Source organism: Streptomyces malaysiense, assembly GCF_000980885.2.
GTDB classification, from domain to species: Bacteria; Actinomycetota; Actinomycetes; order Streptomycetales; family Streptomycetaceae; genus Streptomyces; species Streptomyces malaysiense.
Genome location: NZ_LBDA02000057.1, coordinates 121,157 through 136,945, shown reverse-complemented (window position 1 = coordinate 136,945; position 15,789 = coordinate 121,157). Strand labels below are relative to the sequence as shown.

At 71.8% G+C, this 15,789-nt stretch carries 17 protein-coding genes; 7 read left to right on the top strand and 10 right to left on the bottom strand.

Annotated elements, in window-relative coordinates; all coding sequences use genetic code 11:
- Positions 1-9: 9 nt before the first annotated feature.
- Entirely contained in the window at positions 10-369 is a 360-nt protein-coding gene (locus VT52_RS25205) for an NADH-quinone oxidoreductase subunit A (RefSeq protein WP_030494815.1), read from the bottom strand.
- 704 nt (positions 370-1,073) lie between these two features.
- Here VT52_RS25205 and VT52_RS25200 point away from each other — a divergent pair.
- Positions 1,074-1,901 carry a C40 family peptidase gene (locus VT52_RS25200; RefSeq protein ID WP_079175251.1) on the top strand — a complete coding sequence of 276 codons (828 nt, stop codon included), beginning with the start codon at positions 1,074-1,076 and terminating at the stop codon, positions 1,899-1,901.
- 154 nt (positions 1,902-2,055) lie between these two features.
- Entirely contained in the window at positions 2,056-2,679 is a 624-nt protein-coding gene (def, locus tag VT52_RS25195) for a peptide deformylase (RefSeq protein WP_071387659.1), read from the top strand.
- On the opposite strand, the gene VT52_RS25190 is transcribed toward def, so the two are convergent.
- Complete coding sequence (locus VT52_RS25190) at positions 2,680-3,963, bottom strand: geranylgeranyl reductase family protein (RefSeq protein ID WP_046427837.1); 1,284 nt, start codon at positions 3,961-3,963, stop codon at positions 2,680-2,682.
- Positions 3,964-4,060: 97 nt separating this feature from the next.
- Between VT52_RS25190 and VT52_RS25185 the strand changes: the two genes are divergently transcribed.
- Positions 4,061-4,591 carry a GNAT family N-acetyltransferase gene (locus VT52_RS25185; protein WP_046427840.1) on the top strand — a complete coding sequence of 177 codons (531 nt, stop codon included), beginning with the start codon at positions 4,061-4,063 and terminating at the stop codon, positions 4,589-4,591.
- 109 nt (positions 4,592-4,700) lie between these two features.
- Positions 4,701-5,009 carry a PASTA domain-containing protein gene (locus VT52_RS25180; protein WP_079175250.1) on the top strand — a complete coding sequence of 103 codons (309 nt, stop codon included), beginning with the start codon at positions 4,701-4,703 and terminating at the stop codon, positions 5,007-5,009.
- Between the two features lie 3 nt (positions 5,010-5,012).
- On the opposite strand, the gene VT52_RS25175 is transcribed toward VT52_RS25180, so the two are convergent.
- The 6 genes from VT52_RS25175 to VT52_RS25150 all read right to left on the bottom strand — a co-directional run bounded on the left by VT52_RS25175 (position 5,013) and on the right by VT52_RS25150 (position 9,941).
- The gene (locus VT52_RS25175) at positions 5,013-5,705 is read right to left on the bottom strand and encodes a demethylmenaquinone methyltransferase (protein ID WP_046427842.1); all 693 of its coding nucleotides are present in this window, start codon (positions 5,703-5,705) and stop codon (positions 5,013-5,015) included.
- Positions 5,706-5,829: 124 nt separating this feature from the next.
- Complete coding sequence (locus tag VT52_RS25170; RefSeq protein WP_046427844.1) at positions 5,830-6,432, bottom strand: hypothetical protein; 603 nt, start codon at positions 6,430-6,432, stop codon at positions 5,830-5,832.
- 7 nt (positions 6,433-6,439) lie between these two features.
- Positions 6,440-7,639, bottom strand: coding sequence for a cyclic dehypoxanthinyl futalosine synthase (gene mqnC / locus VT52_RS25165; protein ID WP_046427847.1), 1,200 nt, complete (start codon positions 7,637-7,639; stop codon positions 6,440-6,442).
- Between the two features lie 45 nt (positions 7,640-7,684).
- Positions 7,685-8,404, bottom strand: a complete 720-nt coding sequence (locus VT52_RS25160) for a prepilin peptidase (RefSeq protein WP_046427850.1) — start codon at positions 8,402-8,404, stop codon at positions 7,685-7,687.
- Complete coding sequence (locus VT52_RS39760) at positions 8,401-9,051, bottom strand: hypothetical protein (protein ID WP_071387658.1); 651 nt, start codon at positions 9,049-9,051, stop codon at positions 8,401-8,403. The genes VT52_RS25160 and VT52_RS39760 overlap by 4 nt, the downstream gene beginning before the upstream one ends.
- A gap of 41 nt (positions 9,052-9,092) precedes the next feature.
- Positions 9,093-9,941 carry a menaquinone biosynthetic enzyme MqnA/MqnD family protein gene (locus VT52_RS25150; protein WP_046427472.1) on the bottom strand — a complete coding sequence of 283 codons (849 nt, stop codon included), beginning with the start codon at positions 9,939-9,941 and terminating at the stop codon, positions 9,093-9,095.
- Positions 9,942-10,229: 288 nt separating this feature from the next.
- On the opposite strand from VT52_RS25150, the gene VT52_RS25145 reads away from it, so the two are divergent.
- The 3 genes from VT52_RS25145 (at position 10,230) to VT52_RS38145 (ending at position 11,595) form a co-directional block, all read left to right on the top strand.
- Positions 10,230-10,433, top strand: coding sequence for a cold-shock protein (locus VT52_RS25145; RefSeq protein ID WP_004984723.1), 204 nt, complete (start codon positions 10,230-10,232; stop codon positions 10,431-10,433).
- A 152-nt stretch (positions 10,434-10,585) separates the two neighbouring features.
- The gene (locus VT52_RS25140; protein ID WP_046427473.1) at positions 10,586-11,254 is read left to right on the top strand and encodes a class I SAM-dependent methyltransferase; all 669 of its coding nucleotides are present in this window, start codon (positions 10,586-10,588) and stop codon (positions 11,252-11,254) included.
- A 173-nt stretch (positions 11,255-11,427) separates the two neighbouring features.
- Positions 11,428-11,595: a hypothetical protein gene (locus VT52_RS38145; RefSeq protein ID WP_167377741.1), complete on the top strand. Its 168-nt coding sequence runs from the start codon at positions 11,428-11,430 to the stop codon at positions 11,593-11,595.
- A gap of 154 nt (positions 11,596-11,749) precedes the next feature.
- Here VT52_RS38145 and VT52_RS25135 read toward each other — a convergent pair whose 3' ends face one another.
- Both VT52_RS25135 and VT52_RS25130 read right to left on the bottom strand, forming a co-directional pair.
- Positions 11,750-14,770 (bottom strand): AfsR/SARP family transcriptional regulator, encoded by a 3,021-nt coding sequence (locus VT52_RS25135; RefSeq protein WP_107481435.1) that lies wholly within the window; start codon positions 14,768-14,770, stop codon positions 11,750-11,752.
- 171 nt (positions 14,771-14,941) lie between these two features.
- A complete protein-coding gene (locus tag VT52_RS25130) occupies positions 14,942-15,736 on the bottom strand; it encodes an AfsR/SARP family transcriptional regulator (RefSeq protein WP_046427475.1) in 795 nt (264 codons plus the stop codon).
- Positions 15,737-15,789 lie beyond the last annotated feature (53 nt).

Here is a 15,789-nt window from a genome sequence, read left to right as displayed (position 1 = left end):
TATGGCCCCTCAGTCCCATTCCAGGCCGCCGCGCCGCCATACGTACGCGTACGCGACGAAGACGGTGAGCACGAAGAGCAGCATCTCCACGAGCCCGAAAAGCCCCAGGGCGTCGAAGGTGACGGCCCAGGGGTAGAGGAAGACGATCTCGATGTCGAAGACGATGAAGAGCATCGCCGTCAGGTAGTACTTGATGGGGAAGCGCCCGCCGCCGGCCGGCGTGGGGGTCGGCTCGATCCCGCACTCGTAGGCTTCGAGCTTGGCGCGGTTGTACCGCTTCGGACCGATCAGCGTGGCCATGACCACGGAGAAGATCGCAAAGCCTGCCCCGAGGGCTCCCAGTACGAGGATGGGCGCATAGGCGTTCACCGCTCCTCGCTCCTCTCAGTCGGCACTGACTGCTGGCGGTTCGCTGGGCCGATGAAGATCGAGAACATGTGAAGCAGGTCACAAGCCCAACTGCCTCGCATCCTATGCCCGCCGATCTGTGATCTGCGACACGGGGTATTCCACAAGCTTTGTGATCTCCACCACCTGACGAAGGATCATGAAGTCGGATGATGGGTGATCTTCATACGCGAAGCGTTCAGTTGATCACCAGAAGTGACAATCTCGCCTGTCATCGCAGGCCAAAGAGGGCGTCTCAATATCAAGAGAGTTCGCCTGCATGCAAATTGGCGCTGGGCGGCCGATCTTGGTAGTGGATTCCGTTCACACGTCAGGGGGAGACGGGAGGTGCGGTGTGGACGGGAGTGAATGCGCGTGCACGCGTTCACGAGCCCCGCACGCGCGGGACGCCGCGCCCCCGGCGACCGTTCCGTGACCTCCGTCACAGTCACAGCGGACTCTCAGGAACCGGGGTTGGCCAACCACATCAACCGGTGGTAAGCGCGGGGCAATCCGGACTTAATGATCAAAGACCGTGATCAAACCCTTGATCACGGGCGTCCGCAATGTCCGTTACGGCGTCAATAAAGGGCGACACGCCCGGGGTTTGAGGTCTCGATCAGGCAACTGTGGCGCAGCACACGTTTCTTGAAGATACGGAGGAGCCCCTGATACCGGTTGTTCCCATGTCCCACACCGCTCACATACGCAGCCACCGGAAGCCCCGCCGCAGCGCGTCGTCCCTCGCGATGCGGGCCGGAGTTGCCGGTGGCGTCCTCAGCACCCTGGCAGTCGCCGGGGCCGCCGGTACGGCCAACGCGGCCGAGCCGGTGACGCAGACCCTCGAACTGCCCACCCTGACGGCCGACCTGGCCACGCAGGCCGCCCAGTCCGCGGACGCCACCCAGCAGGCCGCGGCGAACTACCAGCTCCAGGCCGAGCGCGACGCGGCCGCCGCGAAGGCCGCGAAGCAGGCCGAGGCGGACCTCGCCGACGCCAAGCAGAAGGCGGCCGAGGCCAAGAAGAAGGCCGAGGAGGCCGCGCGCAAGGCCGCCGCCGAGCGCGCCTCGCGCAGCACGGCCCGCACGACCCTCGTGGCCGACACCTCCGGCTCCGCCGCCACGGGCGGCGGCACCAGCACCGGCTCCTCCACGGCCACCGGTTCCGCCGCGGCCGTCGTCAGCTTCGTCAAGGCGCAGCTGGGCAAGGCGTACGTCTCCGGCGCCACCGGCCCCTCCGCGTACGACTGCTCCGGCCTGGTGCAGACCGCCTTCAAGCAGGTCGGCGTGAGCCTGCCGCGCGTCTCGCAGGACCAGTCGACCGCCGGCACCCAGGTCTCGCTGAGCAACCTCCAGCCGGGCGACATCCTGTACTGGGGCAGCGCGGGCAGCGCGTACCACGTCGCGGTGTACGTGGGCGGCGGCATGTTCGTCGGCGCGCAGAACCCGTCCTCCGGCGTCTCGGAGCACCCGCTGTCGTACGACGAGCCGACGGGCGCCGTGCGCGTGCTCTGAGGCATCGCGTACCGTTTCACACACTTGAGGCGCTTTCACGTGCCTCGCGCAGGGCCGCGGCCGCTCGGGGGCAGCGGCCCTGCGGCGTCCCTGGCATGCTCGGGGGCCGGACCGCCGTACGGCGGTTTCGTCCACGAGCGAAGGAGAAGACGCGATGCCACGCGTGTTCGTACAGGGCGCCCCCGTCACCGAGTTCCCCCGGTACGCCCCCGGGGCCGGGCGCGGCGCGGTGCGCCGGATCACCGAGGTCGGCGAGGCGGTGCTGCACAGGCCGTGCCGGGACGTCACGGAGTTCGGACCCGACCTCGCGGCGCTCATCGACGACATGTTCCGCACGATGTACGTCGCCGAGGGCGCCGGACTCGCCGCCAATCAGGTCGGGGTCGATCTACGTCTTTTCGTGTACGACTGCCCCGACGACGACGGAAACCGGCATGTCGGACACATCGTCAACCCTGTGCTGGAATCACCCCTCGGCGGGCGGCGGCTGCTGGACGAGGGCGAGGGGTGCCTGTCGGTGCCGGGCGCGGTGATGGCGCTGCCGCGGCCCGACCGGGCGGTCGTGCGCGGCCGGGACCAGGACGGCAACCCGCTGGAGATCGAGGGCACGGGCTACTTCGCACGGTGCCTCGCGCACGAGACGGACCACACCGACGGGCACATCTACCTCGACCGGTTGACGAAGCGGGAGAAAAAGGACGCACTGCGGCAGATGGGGGACCGGCGGGAGGAGGTCTACGCCCGCCGGTCCGCCAAGGAGGCCGCTCTCAGCGCCTGATCACGCCTTCGGCGTCACCTTCGTGAGGCCGTTGATGATCCGGTCCATGGCGTCGCCGCCCGTCGGGTCGGTCAGATTGGCCAGGAGCTTCAGGGTGAACTTCATCAGGACCGGGTGGGTCAGGCCGCGCTGGGCGGCGATCTGCATGACCTTGGGGTTGCCGATGAGCTTCACGAAGGCGCGGCCGAGGTTGTAGTAGCCGCCGTAGGTGTCCTTGAGGACGCGCGGGTAGCGCTGGAGGGCGGTCTCCCGCTGGGCCGGCGTCGCCCGCGCGTGCGCCTGGACGATGACGTCGGCGGCGATCTGGCCGGACTCCATGGCGTAGGCGATGCCCTCGCCGTTGAAGGGGTTCACCAGGCCGCCGGCGTCGCCGACCAGCAGCAGGCCCTTGGTGTAGTGCGGCTGGCGGTTGAAGGCCATCGGCAGCGCGGCGCCGCGGATCGGACCGGTCATGTTCTCGGGGGTGTAGCCCCAGTCCTCGGGCATGGACGCGCACCAGGCCTTGAGGATCTCGCGCCAGTCCAGTTCCTTGAAGGCGGCCGAGGTGTTGAGGACGCCGAGACCGACGTTGGACGTGCCGTCGCCCATGCCGAAGATCCAGCCGTAGCCGGGCAGCAGCCGCTCCTGCGAGCCGCGCCGGTCCCACAGCTCCAGCCAGGACTCCAGGTAGTCGTCGTCGTGGCGGGGCGAGGTGAAGTACGTGCGCACCGCGACGCCCATCGGACGGTCCTCGCGGCGGTGCAGGCCCATCGCGAGGGACAGCCGGGTGGAGTTGCCGTCGGCCGCGACGACGAGCGGCGCGTGATAGGCGGCCTCCCGCTTCTCCTCGCCGACCTTGGCCGTCACACCGGTGATGCGGCCGGTGCGCTCGTCCACGATCGGCCCGGAGACGTTGCAGCGCTCGTACAGCCGCGCGCCCGCCTTCTGGGCGTTGCGGGCCAGGATCTCGTCGAAGTCGTCGCGCTTGCGCACGAGTCCGTAGTTCGGGTAGGCCGCGAGGTCCGGCCAGTCCAGCTGGAGACGGGAACCGCCGCCGATGATGCGCAGGCCCTTGTTGCGCAGCCAGCCGGCCTCCTCGGAGATGTCGACACCCATGGCGACGAGCTGCTTGACCGCGCGGGGGGTGAGGCCGTCGCCGCACACCTTCTCGCGCGGGAACTCCGTCTTCTCCAGGAGCAGTACGTCGAGACCGGCCTTGGCCAGGTGGTACGCGGTCGCGGAGCCGGCTGGGCCCGCGCCCACGACGATCACATCGGCGGAGTGGTCGGAGAGGGGCTCGGTCACGGCGGGATCTCCCCAAGTTCGAAATCTGCGTGCCGACCGGCACTGGACATGGGCAGTCTATTCAGCGGAATAGATCACCCGGCTGAAGGGCTGCCCTGTGAACAGACCTCTCCCCGCACCGCGGCTGCGCGTTCCGACCCATGAGGACGCCCTGGCCTGGCACCGGCTGTTCGCCGATCCCGAGGTGATGGAGTTCCACGGCGGCAAGCCCGCCGCGCTGTCCGTGTACGAGGAACTGACCGCGCGCCAGCGGCGGCACGACGCGGAACGGGGCTTCTGCCTCTGGACGGTCCTGGACGAGTCCGGTGAGGTCCTCGGCTTCACCGGCGCCCAGCCCTGGCTGCCCGAGTGGGGCCCGGCGGGCGCGATCGAGGTCGGCTGGCGGCTCGGTCGGGCGCACTGGGGCAAGGGGTACGTCACCGCCGCCGCGCGGGAGACCTTGCGGCGGGTGCGGCAGGCGGGCGTACCGGAGGTGGTGGCGATGGTGCGGCCGGGCAACGAGCGGTCCATCGCGGTGACCCGCCGCCTGGGCATGCGGGCCGCGGAGACGTACCCGCATCCGACCCTGGACGGGGGCGCGCTCTGCTTCCGGCTGGACCTCGACTCCCGTACCGGTAACGCAACGTAGTCGTCTGTCACAGTACGACACCGGCGCCTTCCGGCCGGAAGGCGCCAGGGTTACCCTTCCAGTACCGCTGGGGGTGACATCTGTGCACATAACACCCAAAACAGCCGAAGTGCGTGTGCCACGGCTGGTCGGTCTGATGGCCGTGGACGCGCGCGAGAGCGCACGGGCCCGGGGGCTGTTCCTGACCGCCCCGGACCGCCCGGACTTCCACCGGGCGGTCGTGGACTACGTGGTACGCCAGTACCCGCCGCCCGGGGCGGAGGTGCCGGCGGACTCGATGGTGTACGTGTGGTTCGACTTCGCGGAGGGCGAAGGCGGCGGGGGTGTGCGCGAACCACGCGTCCCCCGGCCGCCGGCGGGCGGGCTCCAGCGGGAACTGGGGGAAGCGGGGGACGCGTTCGAGATGATCGGCCGCTGAGGTTCAGTCCTTGAAGCCGCGGTGCAGGGCGACGACGCCACCGGTGAGGTTGCGCCAGGCGACCCTGGACCAGCCGGCCCCGCGGAGCCGTTCGGCGAGGCCGGCCTGGTTCGGCCAGGCGCGGATGGACTCGGCGAGGTAGACGTAGGCGTCCGGGTTCGAGGACACCGCGCGGGCGACCGGGGGCAGGGCACGCATCAGGTACTCGGTGTAGACGGTCCGGAAGGGCGCCCAGGTCGGGTGCGAGAACTCGCAGATCACGACGCGTCCGCCGGGCTTGGTGACGCGGTGCATCTCGCGCAGCGCGGCGTCGAAGTCCTGCACGTTGCGCAGGCCGAAGGAGATGGTGACGGCGTCGAAGGTGTCGTCCTTGAACGGCAGCCTCGTCGCGTCGCCCGCGGTGAACGGCAGCCGGCTGTGGCGCTCCTTGCCGACCCGGAGCATGCCGAGCGAGAAGTCGCAGGGCACGACGTAGGCGCCGGTGCGGGCGAAGGGGAGGGAGGAGGTGGCGGTGCCGGCGGCGAGGTCCAGGACCTTCTGCGCGGGGCGGGCGTCGACGGCCCGCGCGACCTCCCCGCGCCAGCGGCGGTCCTGTCCCAGGGACAGCACGTCATTGGTCAGGTCGTACCGTTTCGCCACGTTGTCGAACATCGAGGCGACTTCGTGCGGCTGCTTGTCCAGGGATGCGCGGGTCACCCGGCCATTGTCGCAGCAAGGTCCTGGCGGACGGCTTCGGGTGGGGCGTGCGGCGCCCCTTAAGGTGCGCGGGGAACCGCGCGAGCGACCACGACGCACCCGCGGCCGGAAACGGCGAGCCGCCTCAACGGCGCCGATACAGCAGGCGGCCCCTGACGACCGTCGCCACACACGTCGACGCGCCCCGCTCCACCAGCTCCGCCTCGTCCGCCACGTCGAAGACGGCGAAGCACGCCGCGGAACCCCGCTCCCGGGGCGGCCGCGCCTCGGGAGCAAGCCCGCACGCGAGGGGGTCCAGGGACGGCACCCCGCCGGGACGGCCGGGCCGGGGCAGCAGGTCGAGCCCGGTGCGCCGTACCGCGTCCACGACCGCCGGCCTGCGCAGCGCGCCGGCCACCGCCACCGTCCCGTGCGCCAGCATCCGCTGCACCCCGCGCCGCGCGCTCCCGCCCCACCGGACGTCGTCCGGCGCGACACGGGCGAGCGCGTCACCCGTCAGCGGCTCGGTGCCCAGTTCCCCGGCCTCCCGGGGATCCGGGTGGTACGCCTCCTCCAGCAGCTCCGTGCCGTGGAGGTTGACGAACCCGGGCGTGAGGATGCCCGGCCAGCGCCGCACCCGCGCCCGCGGGTACCCGTCGGCCAGTTCCCCCAGCGCCCCCGTGCCCACGATCCGCTCACCCTCGACGACGAGCGCGTGCCCCCGGGAGTCGGCGTGAATCGTCAGCACGGCGCGCTCAGTCGGCGGGGAGCAGCTGCAGCTCGGGGTGCGCGGTGCCGCCCTCGATCGCCGTGGAGGAGATGTGCGAGACCACGCGGTCGTCGACCGGGTCGTTCGCCGGGTCCTCGTGCACGACCAGGTGCTCGTACGTCGTCGCGCGCTGCGCCGGCACCCGGCCCGCCTTGCGGATGAGGTCGATGATCTCCATCCGGTTGGAGCGGTGCTTGGCGCCGGCCGAGGAGACCACGTTCTCCTCCAGCATGATCGAGCCGAGGTCGTCCGCGCCGTAGTGCAGGGACAGCTGGCCGACCTCCTTGCCCGTGGTGAGCCAGGAGCCCTGGATGTGCCGGACGTTGTCGAGGAACAGCCGGGCGACCGCGATCATCCGCAGGTACTCGAAGAGCGTCGCCTGGGTACGGCCCTTGAGGTGGTTGTTCTCGGGCTGGTACGTGTACGGGATGAAGGCGCGGAAGCCGCCCGTGCGGTCCTGCACGTCACGGATCATCCGCAGGTGCTCGATGCGCTCGGCGTTGGTCTCGCCGGTGCCCATCAGCATGGTGGAGGTGGACTCCACGCCCAGGTTGTGCGCGGTCTCCATGATCTCCAGCCAGCGCTCGCCGCTCTCCTTGAGCGGGGCGATGGCTTTGCGCGGCCGCTCGGGCAGCAGTTCGGCGCCGGCACCGGCGAACGAGTCGAGACCGGCCTCGTGGATCCGGGTGATGGCCTCCTCGACCGACACCCCGCTGATCCGGGCCATGTGCTCCACCTCGGACGCGCCCAGCGAGTGGATGACCAGCTGGGGGAAGGCGTCCTTGATGGCCTTGAAGTGCTTCTCGTAGTACTCGACGCCGTAGTCCGGGTGGTGGCCGCCCTGGAACATGATCTGGGTGCCGCCCAGTTCGACGGTCTCCGCGCAGCGGCGCAGGATGTCGTCGAGGTCGCGGGTCCAGCCCTTGTCCGTGTCCTTGGGGGCCGCGTAGAAGGCGCAGAACCTGCACGCCGTGACGCACACGTTCGTGTAGTTGATGTTGCGCTCGATGATGTACGTCGCGATGTGCTCGATACCGGCGTACTCGCGGCGGCGCACCGCGTCGGCGGCCGAGCCCAGCGCGTGCAGCGGGGCGTCGCGGTACAGGGCGACGGCCTCTTCCGGGGTGATCCGCCCGCCGGCGGCGGCACGGTCGAGGACGGACTGGAGGTCGGCCTTCTCGGTCACCGGGGCTGTCCCTTTCGTCAAGGGGTGTGGACGGACCGGACCAGCCTACGACAGCGCCGTGTACGCGCCGATCAGCACCCCGACGAGGGTCCCGCCGAGCAGGAACGGCCCGAACGCGACGCCCGTCTTCCGCGAGGCCTTCCGTACGACGACGAGCGCGTAGCCGAACAGGGCCCCGGCCAGGACCGCGGCGAAGGTGCCGAGCAGTACCGTCGGCCAGCCGTACCACCCGAGCGCGGCCCCCGCGCCGAGGGCCGCCTTGGCGTCCCCGAGGCCCATCCCGCCCGGGTTCACCAGGTGCAGCACGGTGTACGCGGCCCCGAGCACGAGGGCCCCGTACAGGGCGGTGGGCCAGTGCCCGGCGTGGCCCGGCAGGAGCGCGGCGAGCCCCAGCAGCGCGAGGGCGGCGGCGGCGAACGGCAGGGTCAGCACGTCGGGCAGCCGCCGCACCCGGACGTCGACCGCGCACAGCAGCACCCCCACCGGGGCGAGCGGCAGCCAGGCGAGCAGCTCGGGCCGGGGGCCGGTCGCCGCGGCGAGGGCGGCGCAGACCACGGCGGTGAGGGCGGGCAGGAGGAGGCCGGCGGGGGCCGCGCACTGCGGGCACGCGGTGCGGCCGAGCCACCCCCGGATCACGTGGCCCCGCGCGCACCGCTCGAGCCGGCGCCCGTCGTCCGGTACGGCGAGGCGGTGGGCCGCCCGGGGCAGCAGCGCGCCGGCGCACGCGCCCCACAGCAGGGCGCCGAGCACGAGGAGGCCGGTCACTTGCCGGCCTCGGACATACGGGTCCGGCGCGACTGCCCCGCGGGCTCGCCCGCGCGGGCCTGGTGGACGGCGACCCGCGAGGTGCCCATGGGCGGGGTACCACCGGGGCCGGTGGCCCGGCCCTCCCACGCGCCGAGGTGGCGGGCCGGGACGGCGCCGGCGGGGCTCGTGGCGGACGCCGGCCCGCCGTCGCCGGGGGCGGGCCCGCCCGTCGTCGGGGAGCCGGCCGGCGGGCGGGGAGCGCTGCCCGTCCCGCCGCTGTGACCGCCGCCGGACCGGGGACGCGGCAGCAGGGGGCCGCCCAGGGCCGGCAGCACGTCGGACGGCTTCACATCGCGGTGCGCCGGGCCCGGACCGTGGACCGCGGCCGGCGCCTTCGCGAGGCCCGCGGCGAGGGCTCGCACCGTGTCCTCGGGCGGCGGGCCGGTGTCGGTGACGGCGGCGGCCGGGGAGGGGCCGGCCGCACAGGCCGTGGCGGCCCAGGGCACCGGCGCGTCCGGGTCCGCGTCCAGCACCGGTGCGGTCCGGGCGCCGCCGACCCGGCGCGCGGCCTCCGCCTCTCGGCGACGGGGGCCCCGCCGCGCGAGTTCGGTTCGGGCGTGGGGGAGGGCGCGGAACTCGTCGTCCAGCGCGAAGTGCGGATGCACGGTCTCCCCCTCTCCCCCGCCGACCGACCGCAGCCTAGTGATCAGGGCTGGAGCAGTTCCACCTGCACGTCGGCCGGGAAGCCGGTCGTGGGGCCGACCCGGCGGGCGAACTCCGCGACGGCCTCCAACTGCGGCTCGCCGAAGCTGAAGTCCAGGGTGGTGAAGTACCTGGCGAGGGTCTCGGCGTCGAACGCCTCCCAGTGGGCGGCCTGTTCGGCGACCTTGTCGACCTCCTCCAGGGAGATCTTCTTGGACTCCAGGAACGCCTGGTGGACCTGGTGCGTGATGAGCGGCTCGCGCTCCAGGTAGTCCCGCCGGGCCGCCCACACCGCGAAGACGAACGGCAGTCCCGTCCACTCCTTCCACAGCGTGCCCAGGTCGTGCACGTCGAGGCCGTAGCGCGGGCCGTCGTGCAGGTTGGCGCGCAGGGCCGCGTCGCCGATCAGTACGGCGGCGTCGGCCTCCCGCATCATCAGGCCGAGGTCGGGCGGGCACGTGTAGTACTCGGGCTGGACGCCGAACCGCTCGCTCAGCAGGAGCTGCGCCAGGCGGACAGAGGTGCGGGAGGTCGAGCCGAGGGCGACCTTCGCGCCGTCCAGCCGCTCCAGCGGGACCTGCGAGACGATCACACAGGACATCACGGGGCCGTCGCAGCCCACGGCGATGTCCGGGAAGGCGACCAGGTCGTCCGAGTTCTTCAGGTACTCGACCAGGGTGACCGGGGCGACATCGAGCTCCCCCTGGATCAGCCGCTCGCTGAGCTTCTCCGGCGTGTCCTTGGTCAGCTGGAAGTCGAGCAGGGTGCCGGTTCTCGCGAGCCCCCAGTACAGGGGCAGGCAGTTCAGGAACTGGATGTGGCCGACGCGCGGCCGGGTGCGAGAAATGTCCACATCGCGGGACTCTAGCCCTCGGCTGGTACGGTGCTCGGACCGGCCCCGCCGTCAAACGGGTTACCGGCTTTCAAACATCCGGGTGAAGTGATCTTGCCCTCTATTGCTTCCGGCTGCCCACATGCTAGGCTCGCCGCAAGTTGCAGTTTGGTTTCCCTTGCAGTACAGAGCCTGCGGAGCATGTGACCGCGGGCTCTCGTCGTTTTCAGACGTATGCAGTGGTGCAGCACGTTTTCGCACTTGCAGGTTCTGGAGCAGGGCAAACCCTTTTGAGCCCAAGGAGGGCTTATGGCTACCGGAACCGTTAAGTGGTTCAACGCCGAAAAGGGCTTTGGCTTCATCGCCCAGGAGGGCGGCGGCCCCGACGTCTTCGTTCACTACTCCGCGATCAACGCCACCGGCTTCCGCTCCCTCGAGGAGAACCAGCAGGTGTCCTTCGACGTGACGCAGGGCCCGAAGGGTCCGCAGGCGGAGAACGTCACCCCCGTCTGATCACTGCCTGATCGCAGAACCTGAGTGCAGTACCCAAGGAGCCCCGCGCCGTTCCCGGCGACGGGGCTCCTGCCTTTTCCCCGGAGAGTTCGCATACGGAACCGTTTCTTCCCTGGTTCGCGGCTCGTTCATGAACCACTACGTTCCGGGGCATGACCAGAACCCAGAATCCACCGGACTTCCTGACCGCCACCCGCGACTTCTACGACACCGTCGCCGAGGACTACGCCGAACACTTCGCGAATCCCCTCGCCGGCCAACCGCTGGAACGCGCCCTGCTCGCCGCCTTCGCGGAGCAGGCGGGACCCGGAGCGGCCGTCGCGGACCTCGGCTGCGGTCCCGGCGCGGTCACCGGGCACCTCGCCGCACTGGGCCTGGACGCCTTCGGTCTCGACCTCTCCGCCGCCATGCTCGCCGTGGCCCGCCGCGAGAACCCCGGGCTGTGCTTCGCGCAGGGCTCCATGCTGGACCTCCCGCTGCCCGACGGGGGCCTCGCCGGCGCCGTCTCCTGGTACTCCTCCATCCACACCCCCGACGAGCGGCTCCCGGACCTGTTCGCCGAGCTGTACCGCGTCCTGGCCCCCGGCGGGCGGCTGCTGCTGGCGTTCCAGGCCGGCACCGAGCCCCGCAGGCTGGAGAACCCCTGGGGCCACCCGGTCACCCTGGACTTCCGGCGACGGCACCCCGAGGACATGGTCCGGCTGCTGACGGACGCGGGTTTCGCACTCGCCTCCCGTACCGTGCGCGAGCCCGACGGCACGCTCGGCAAGGGTGTCGCACAGGTCGCACAGGCCTTCCTGTGCGCCGTCAGACCCGCCTGACACCCGCCCCGACACCCGTTCTGACCTGCGCGGCCGAGCAGGGGTCCCGACAGCCTCCCCGGCCCCGGTAACCAGCGGGGACGGCATAGGGACCGCTTGCCCCAAACATCGGTCGTGGCGCCGGGGAGAGCCCGGCGACCGGAACCCGGTCCGTCTCTCACAAGGGGTTGCACATGCGTTCCATCGCACTGCGTACGAAGACGGTTCTGGCGGCTCTGGCGGGCGTGGGCGTCCTCGCCCTGGGTACCGCCGCCGCGCTGCCCGCCACCGGGCTGCACGGTACGAGCAGCCACTCCGTCCGGGCCGACGAGGGCCGCGGCCCGGGAGTCGTCCACGCCTGACCGCGCCCCGCAAAAGCGCCGCAGCGTGCCACACCCCCCACCTCCCCCGCACCGCCCGCTCCCCCCACACGAGCGCCGCCACGGCACCGGCCGGGTCCCGAACCCACCGGTGCCGTCGGCGTATCCGTCCGGTGAGGGGGACGGCGGCCGGGGCCTACAGCCGGCGCCCGGCCTCCGTGACCCCCATCGCGTCGTACAGCGCCCGCGCCTGTGCGTGATGCCGCTCGGCCGTCCGCTCGTCGTCCAGGGCCTGCGCGGCCTCCGCCATCCCGTGCAGGGCGTGCGCGATCTCGATCCGGAAGCCGTGCCGGGACGCCAGTTCGTGGGCCTGGCCGTGCAGTTCCATGGCCCGTTCGGGGGCTCCGCTGCGCAGGTGGACCAGGCCGACCACGTTGGACACCGCCGCCTGCCGCAGCGCCGTGCCCTCCGCGGAGACCAGGTCGAGCGCCCGCTCGGCGTGCTCCGCGGCCGAACGCACATCGCCGAGCCGCTGGCAGACGCGGGCCCAGTGGGCGAGGACGACCGCGACATTGGCCGGCTTGCGGGACTCGTCGCACAGCTCCAGGGCCTGGGCGAGGCAGGCGCGCGCCCGTTCGTCCTCGCCGGTGCCGAGGTGGGCGAGGGCGAGGAAGGTCAGGGAGTGGATCTCGTTGCTGCGCTCGCCCAGGCGCCGGTTCAGCTCGGTGGCGCGGGCCGCGTTGCGGGCGGCCTCGTCGTAGTGCCCGGTCCAGATCTGCACGGTGGCGAGGTTGACCAGCGCCTCCGCCTCCATCCGGGCCGTGCCCAGCTGCCGGTGCAGCGCGATGCCCTGGTCCAGGTAGGCGCGGGCCTGCTCGAAGTTGCCGAGGGAACCGTGCAGCAGCCCGAGCACGTCCAGGCACATCGCCTCGGAGCGCGGGGCGCTGCCCCGGGACAGTTCCAGGCCCTCCTGGGCGGTGGTGATGCCGTCCTGGAAGTCGCCGAGCCACCAGTGCGCCACGGCCAGGTTGCACAGGCTGATGCCGAGCAGCGCCGAGTCGTCCAGCTGGCGGCAGGCGGCCACCCCGATCCGGCCGACGACCCGGAACTCCTCGTAGCGGCCGCGCAGATCGAGGTAGAAGAGCAGGTTGCGGGCGAGCAGGGCGGCCGGCCGGTGCAGTCCCTGGGTGCCGGCCTGGGCGACCACCGCGAGCAGCGCCTCGTACTCCCGGTCGAACCAGCGCAGCGCCTGTTCGCCGTCGTCGAGGCGGGGCAGCGCGGGATCGCCGCCGCCCGGGGCCTCGCCGTAGCGGCTGCGGCCGGGGAAGAGGGTCTCGCAGGCCCGGTCGGTGCTCCGGATGTAGTACTCCACCAGGCGCTCGACGGCGGACTCCTCGTCGTCCTCCACCTCGCGCACGCTGAGCGCGTAGGTGCGCACCAGGTCGTGGAAGCCGTACAGGCCCGCCTCGTGCTGCTCCAGCAGATGGGCGTCCAGGAGGCACTCCAGGAGGTCCTCCGCGTCATGGCCGTCGGTGCCGAGCAGGGCGGCGGCGGAGGGCACGTCGATGGCGCTGCCGGGGTGCAGCCCGAGCAGCCGGAAGGCGGCTCGCTGGTCCTCGTCCATGGCCTGGTACGACAGCCTGAGCGTGGCCTCGACGCTGCGCTCACCGGCACTCAGCTCACGCAGCCGCCGGGTCTCGTCGGCGAGCCGGTCCACCAGGTACTGCACGGTCCAGCGGGGCCGGTTGCGCAGCCGGGCGGTGGTGATGCGCAGGGCGAGCGGCAGCCCCCCGCACAGCCGGGCCAGCCGGTCCACGGCCCGCGGCTCGGCGGCGGTGCGCTCGATGCCCAGCATCCGGGTGAGCAGCGTGGCGCTGTCCCCGGCGGACAGCAGGCCCAGCGACAGCCACTCCGAGCCGTCGAGGTCGAGCATCCGGACCCGGCTGGTGACGATGGCGAGGCAGTCCTCGGAGGCGGGCAGCAGCGGCCGCACCTGGGCGGCGTCCGCGGCGTTGTCGAGGAGGAGGAGCAACTTCCGCTGGGCGGAAACGGTTCGCCAGAATGTGGTGCGACGCTCCAGGTCGTCGGGTATCCGGTCGTCCGGTATGCCCAGGGTGTGCAGTAAGGAGTGCAGTACGGCGCCGGGTTCCTGGGCCTTCTCGCCGGGACTGAAGCCGCGCAGGTCCACGAAGAGCTGCCCGTCGGGATACTCGGGGGCCAGCAGGTGGGCGGCGTGCACCGCGAGCGCGGTCTTGCCGCTGCCGCCCATGCCGTCCACGCCGACGATCCGGGTGCCGCCGGTGGCCGGGGCGCAGCCCACGGTGACCAGCCGGGCCAGTTCCTCGTCCCGGCCGGTGAAGTCCGGCAGGTCGTAGGGCAGGGTGCAGGGCGCGGGCTCGGTCCCCGGGTTCTGGGTGGTGTAGGGCGCGGGGACCAGCAGGGCGGCCCGGTCGGCCACCGACTGGGGTACCCGGGCGGCCACTTCGGGGCTGTCGCGCAGGATCGCCTCGTAGAGCCGGGTGAGTTCGGCGCCCGGGTCGATGCCCAGCTCCTCCACCAGCAGGTCGCGCACCCGCCCGAACTCCTCCAGTGCCTCGGCCTGCCGGCCGGCCCGGTACAGCGCCAGCATCAGCCGGCCGCGCAGGGTCTCCCGCAGCGGGTGCGCGGTGACCAACTCGCGCAGCGGTCCGACCAGCTCGGCGGACTGGCCCAGTTCCAGCTGGAGTTCGAAGTACTGCTCGGCGACCGCCATGTGGCGCTCTTCGAGTGCCGCGGAGGCACCGCTGATCACGGAGCCGCCCGCGCCCGCCATCACCGGGCCCCGCCACAGCTCCAGGCAGGAGCGCAGATGCCCGACGGCCTCCTCGGGCCGCCCGGCGGCCACGGCCCGCCGGGCCTGTCCGGACCGTTCGGTGAACTCGTACAGATCCAGCTGCTGTTCGCCGAGCACGGCGCGGTACCCGGCGCCGTCGGTGACGATCAGGGCCGCGCCGTCCGGGATGTGGGTGCGCAGGGCGGCGACGCACTTGCGGATCTGATGACTCGCCGTCTGGGGCGGCTCGTCCTCCCAGGCCGCGGCGATCAGCCGGGCCATCGGCACCATGCGGCCGGGTTCGAGCAGCAGGGTGACCAGCACCCGTTCCTGGGTCGGACTGCCCAGCCTCAACCGGCGCTCACCGCACCAGCCTTCGAGTGAGCCGAGGATGTTGAAGCGCACGACAGGACGACCGGATGCCGCCGATTCCACGAACCCGTCCCCTCCGCCCCGCCGCGCCGCCCGGCCCGAGATGTTCGGGACCACCCTAGGTTGTACCCGAACGAGCAACACGGAGGAGGTGATTCCGGCTACCTGGGGTCTTCCTCGGTCCTGGCGAACAGGCTAACCACCTCAGGCGATCTGGAGGAGGGTCGAACGCGCATCCCTGACGAGAGCCGGATCATGACGCAGGATCGCGCTCTCCACCCGGCGCAGCGCGGGCGAGGGCTGGATGCCGAGTTCCTCGTCGAGCTGGCGGCGCATCCGGCGGAACACGTCGAGCGCGTCCGCCTGCCGTCCCGAGCAGTACAGGGCGATCATCAACTGCTCGCAGAACCGTTCACGCAGGGGGTAGTGGGTGTGCGCCTCGGCCAGCTCCGCGAGCACCGCCGCGTGCTGTCCGAGCCGCAGTTCCGCGTCGAACCGCAGTTCCATGGCCCGCATCCGGTACTCCTCGTACCGGGCGCCGGCGAGCTGGCACAGGGTCCCGCCGGGGAAGCCGCCGAACACCGGTCCCCGCCACAGCGCGAGGGCCTGGCCGAGCATCCGGGCGGTGCCCTCCGCGTCGTACGAGGAGGCCGATTCGGCCTCCCGCACGGTCCGCACGAACTCGGCGGCGTCCACCTCGCCCTCGTCCACGGTCAGCCGGTAACCGGAAGGATGAATCGTGACCCGGGATACCGGACGCCCCGGTTCCAGGGCCCTCAGCCTCCGCCGGAGCCTGCTCACATGCGCCTGGAGGGCGTTGGCCTGGTTGTCGGGTACGGTCTCGCCCCACATCTCCTCGACCAGGCTCTCCCCGGACACCGGCTGCCCCTCGCTGACGAGCAGCGTCTGTACGAGAGTGCGCTGGAGGTCGCCGCTGATCTCCGCCGGCCCGGACACGGTACGGACCTGTAGTGCCCCGAGGATCGAGAACTTCAGCATCCTTGCTCCGCCTCCTGTTGACGTCGCTGGCGTCGTCGTCCTTCTTCCGGCGA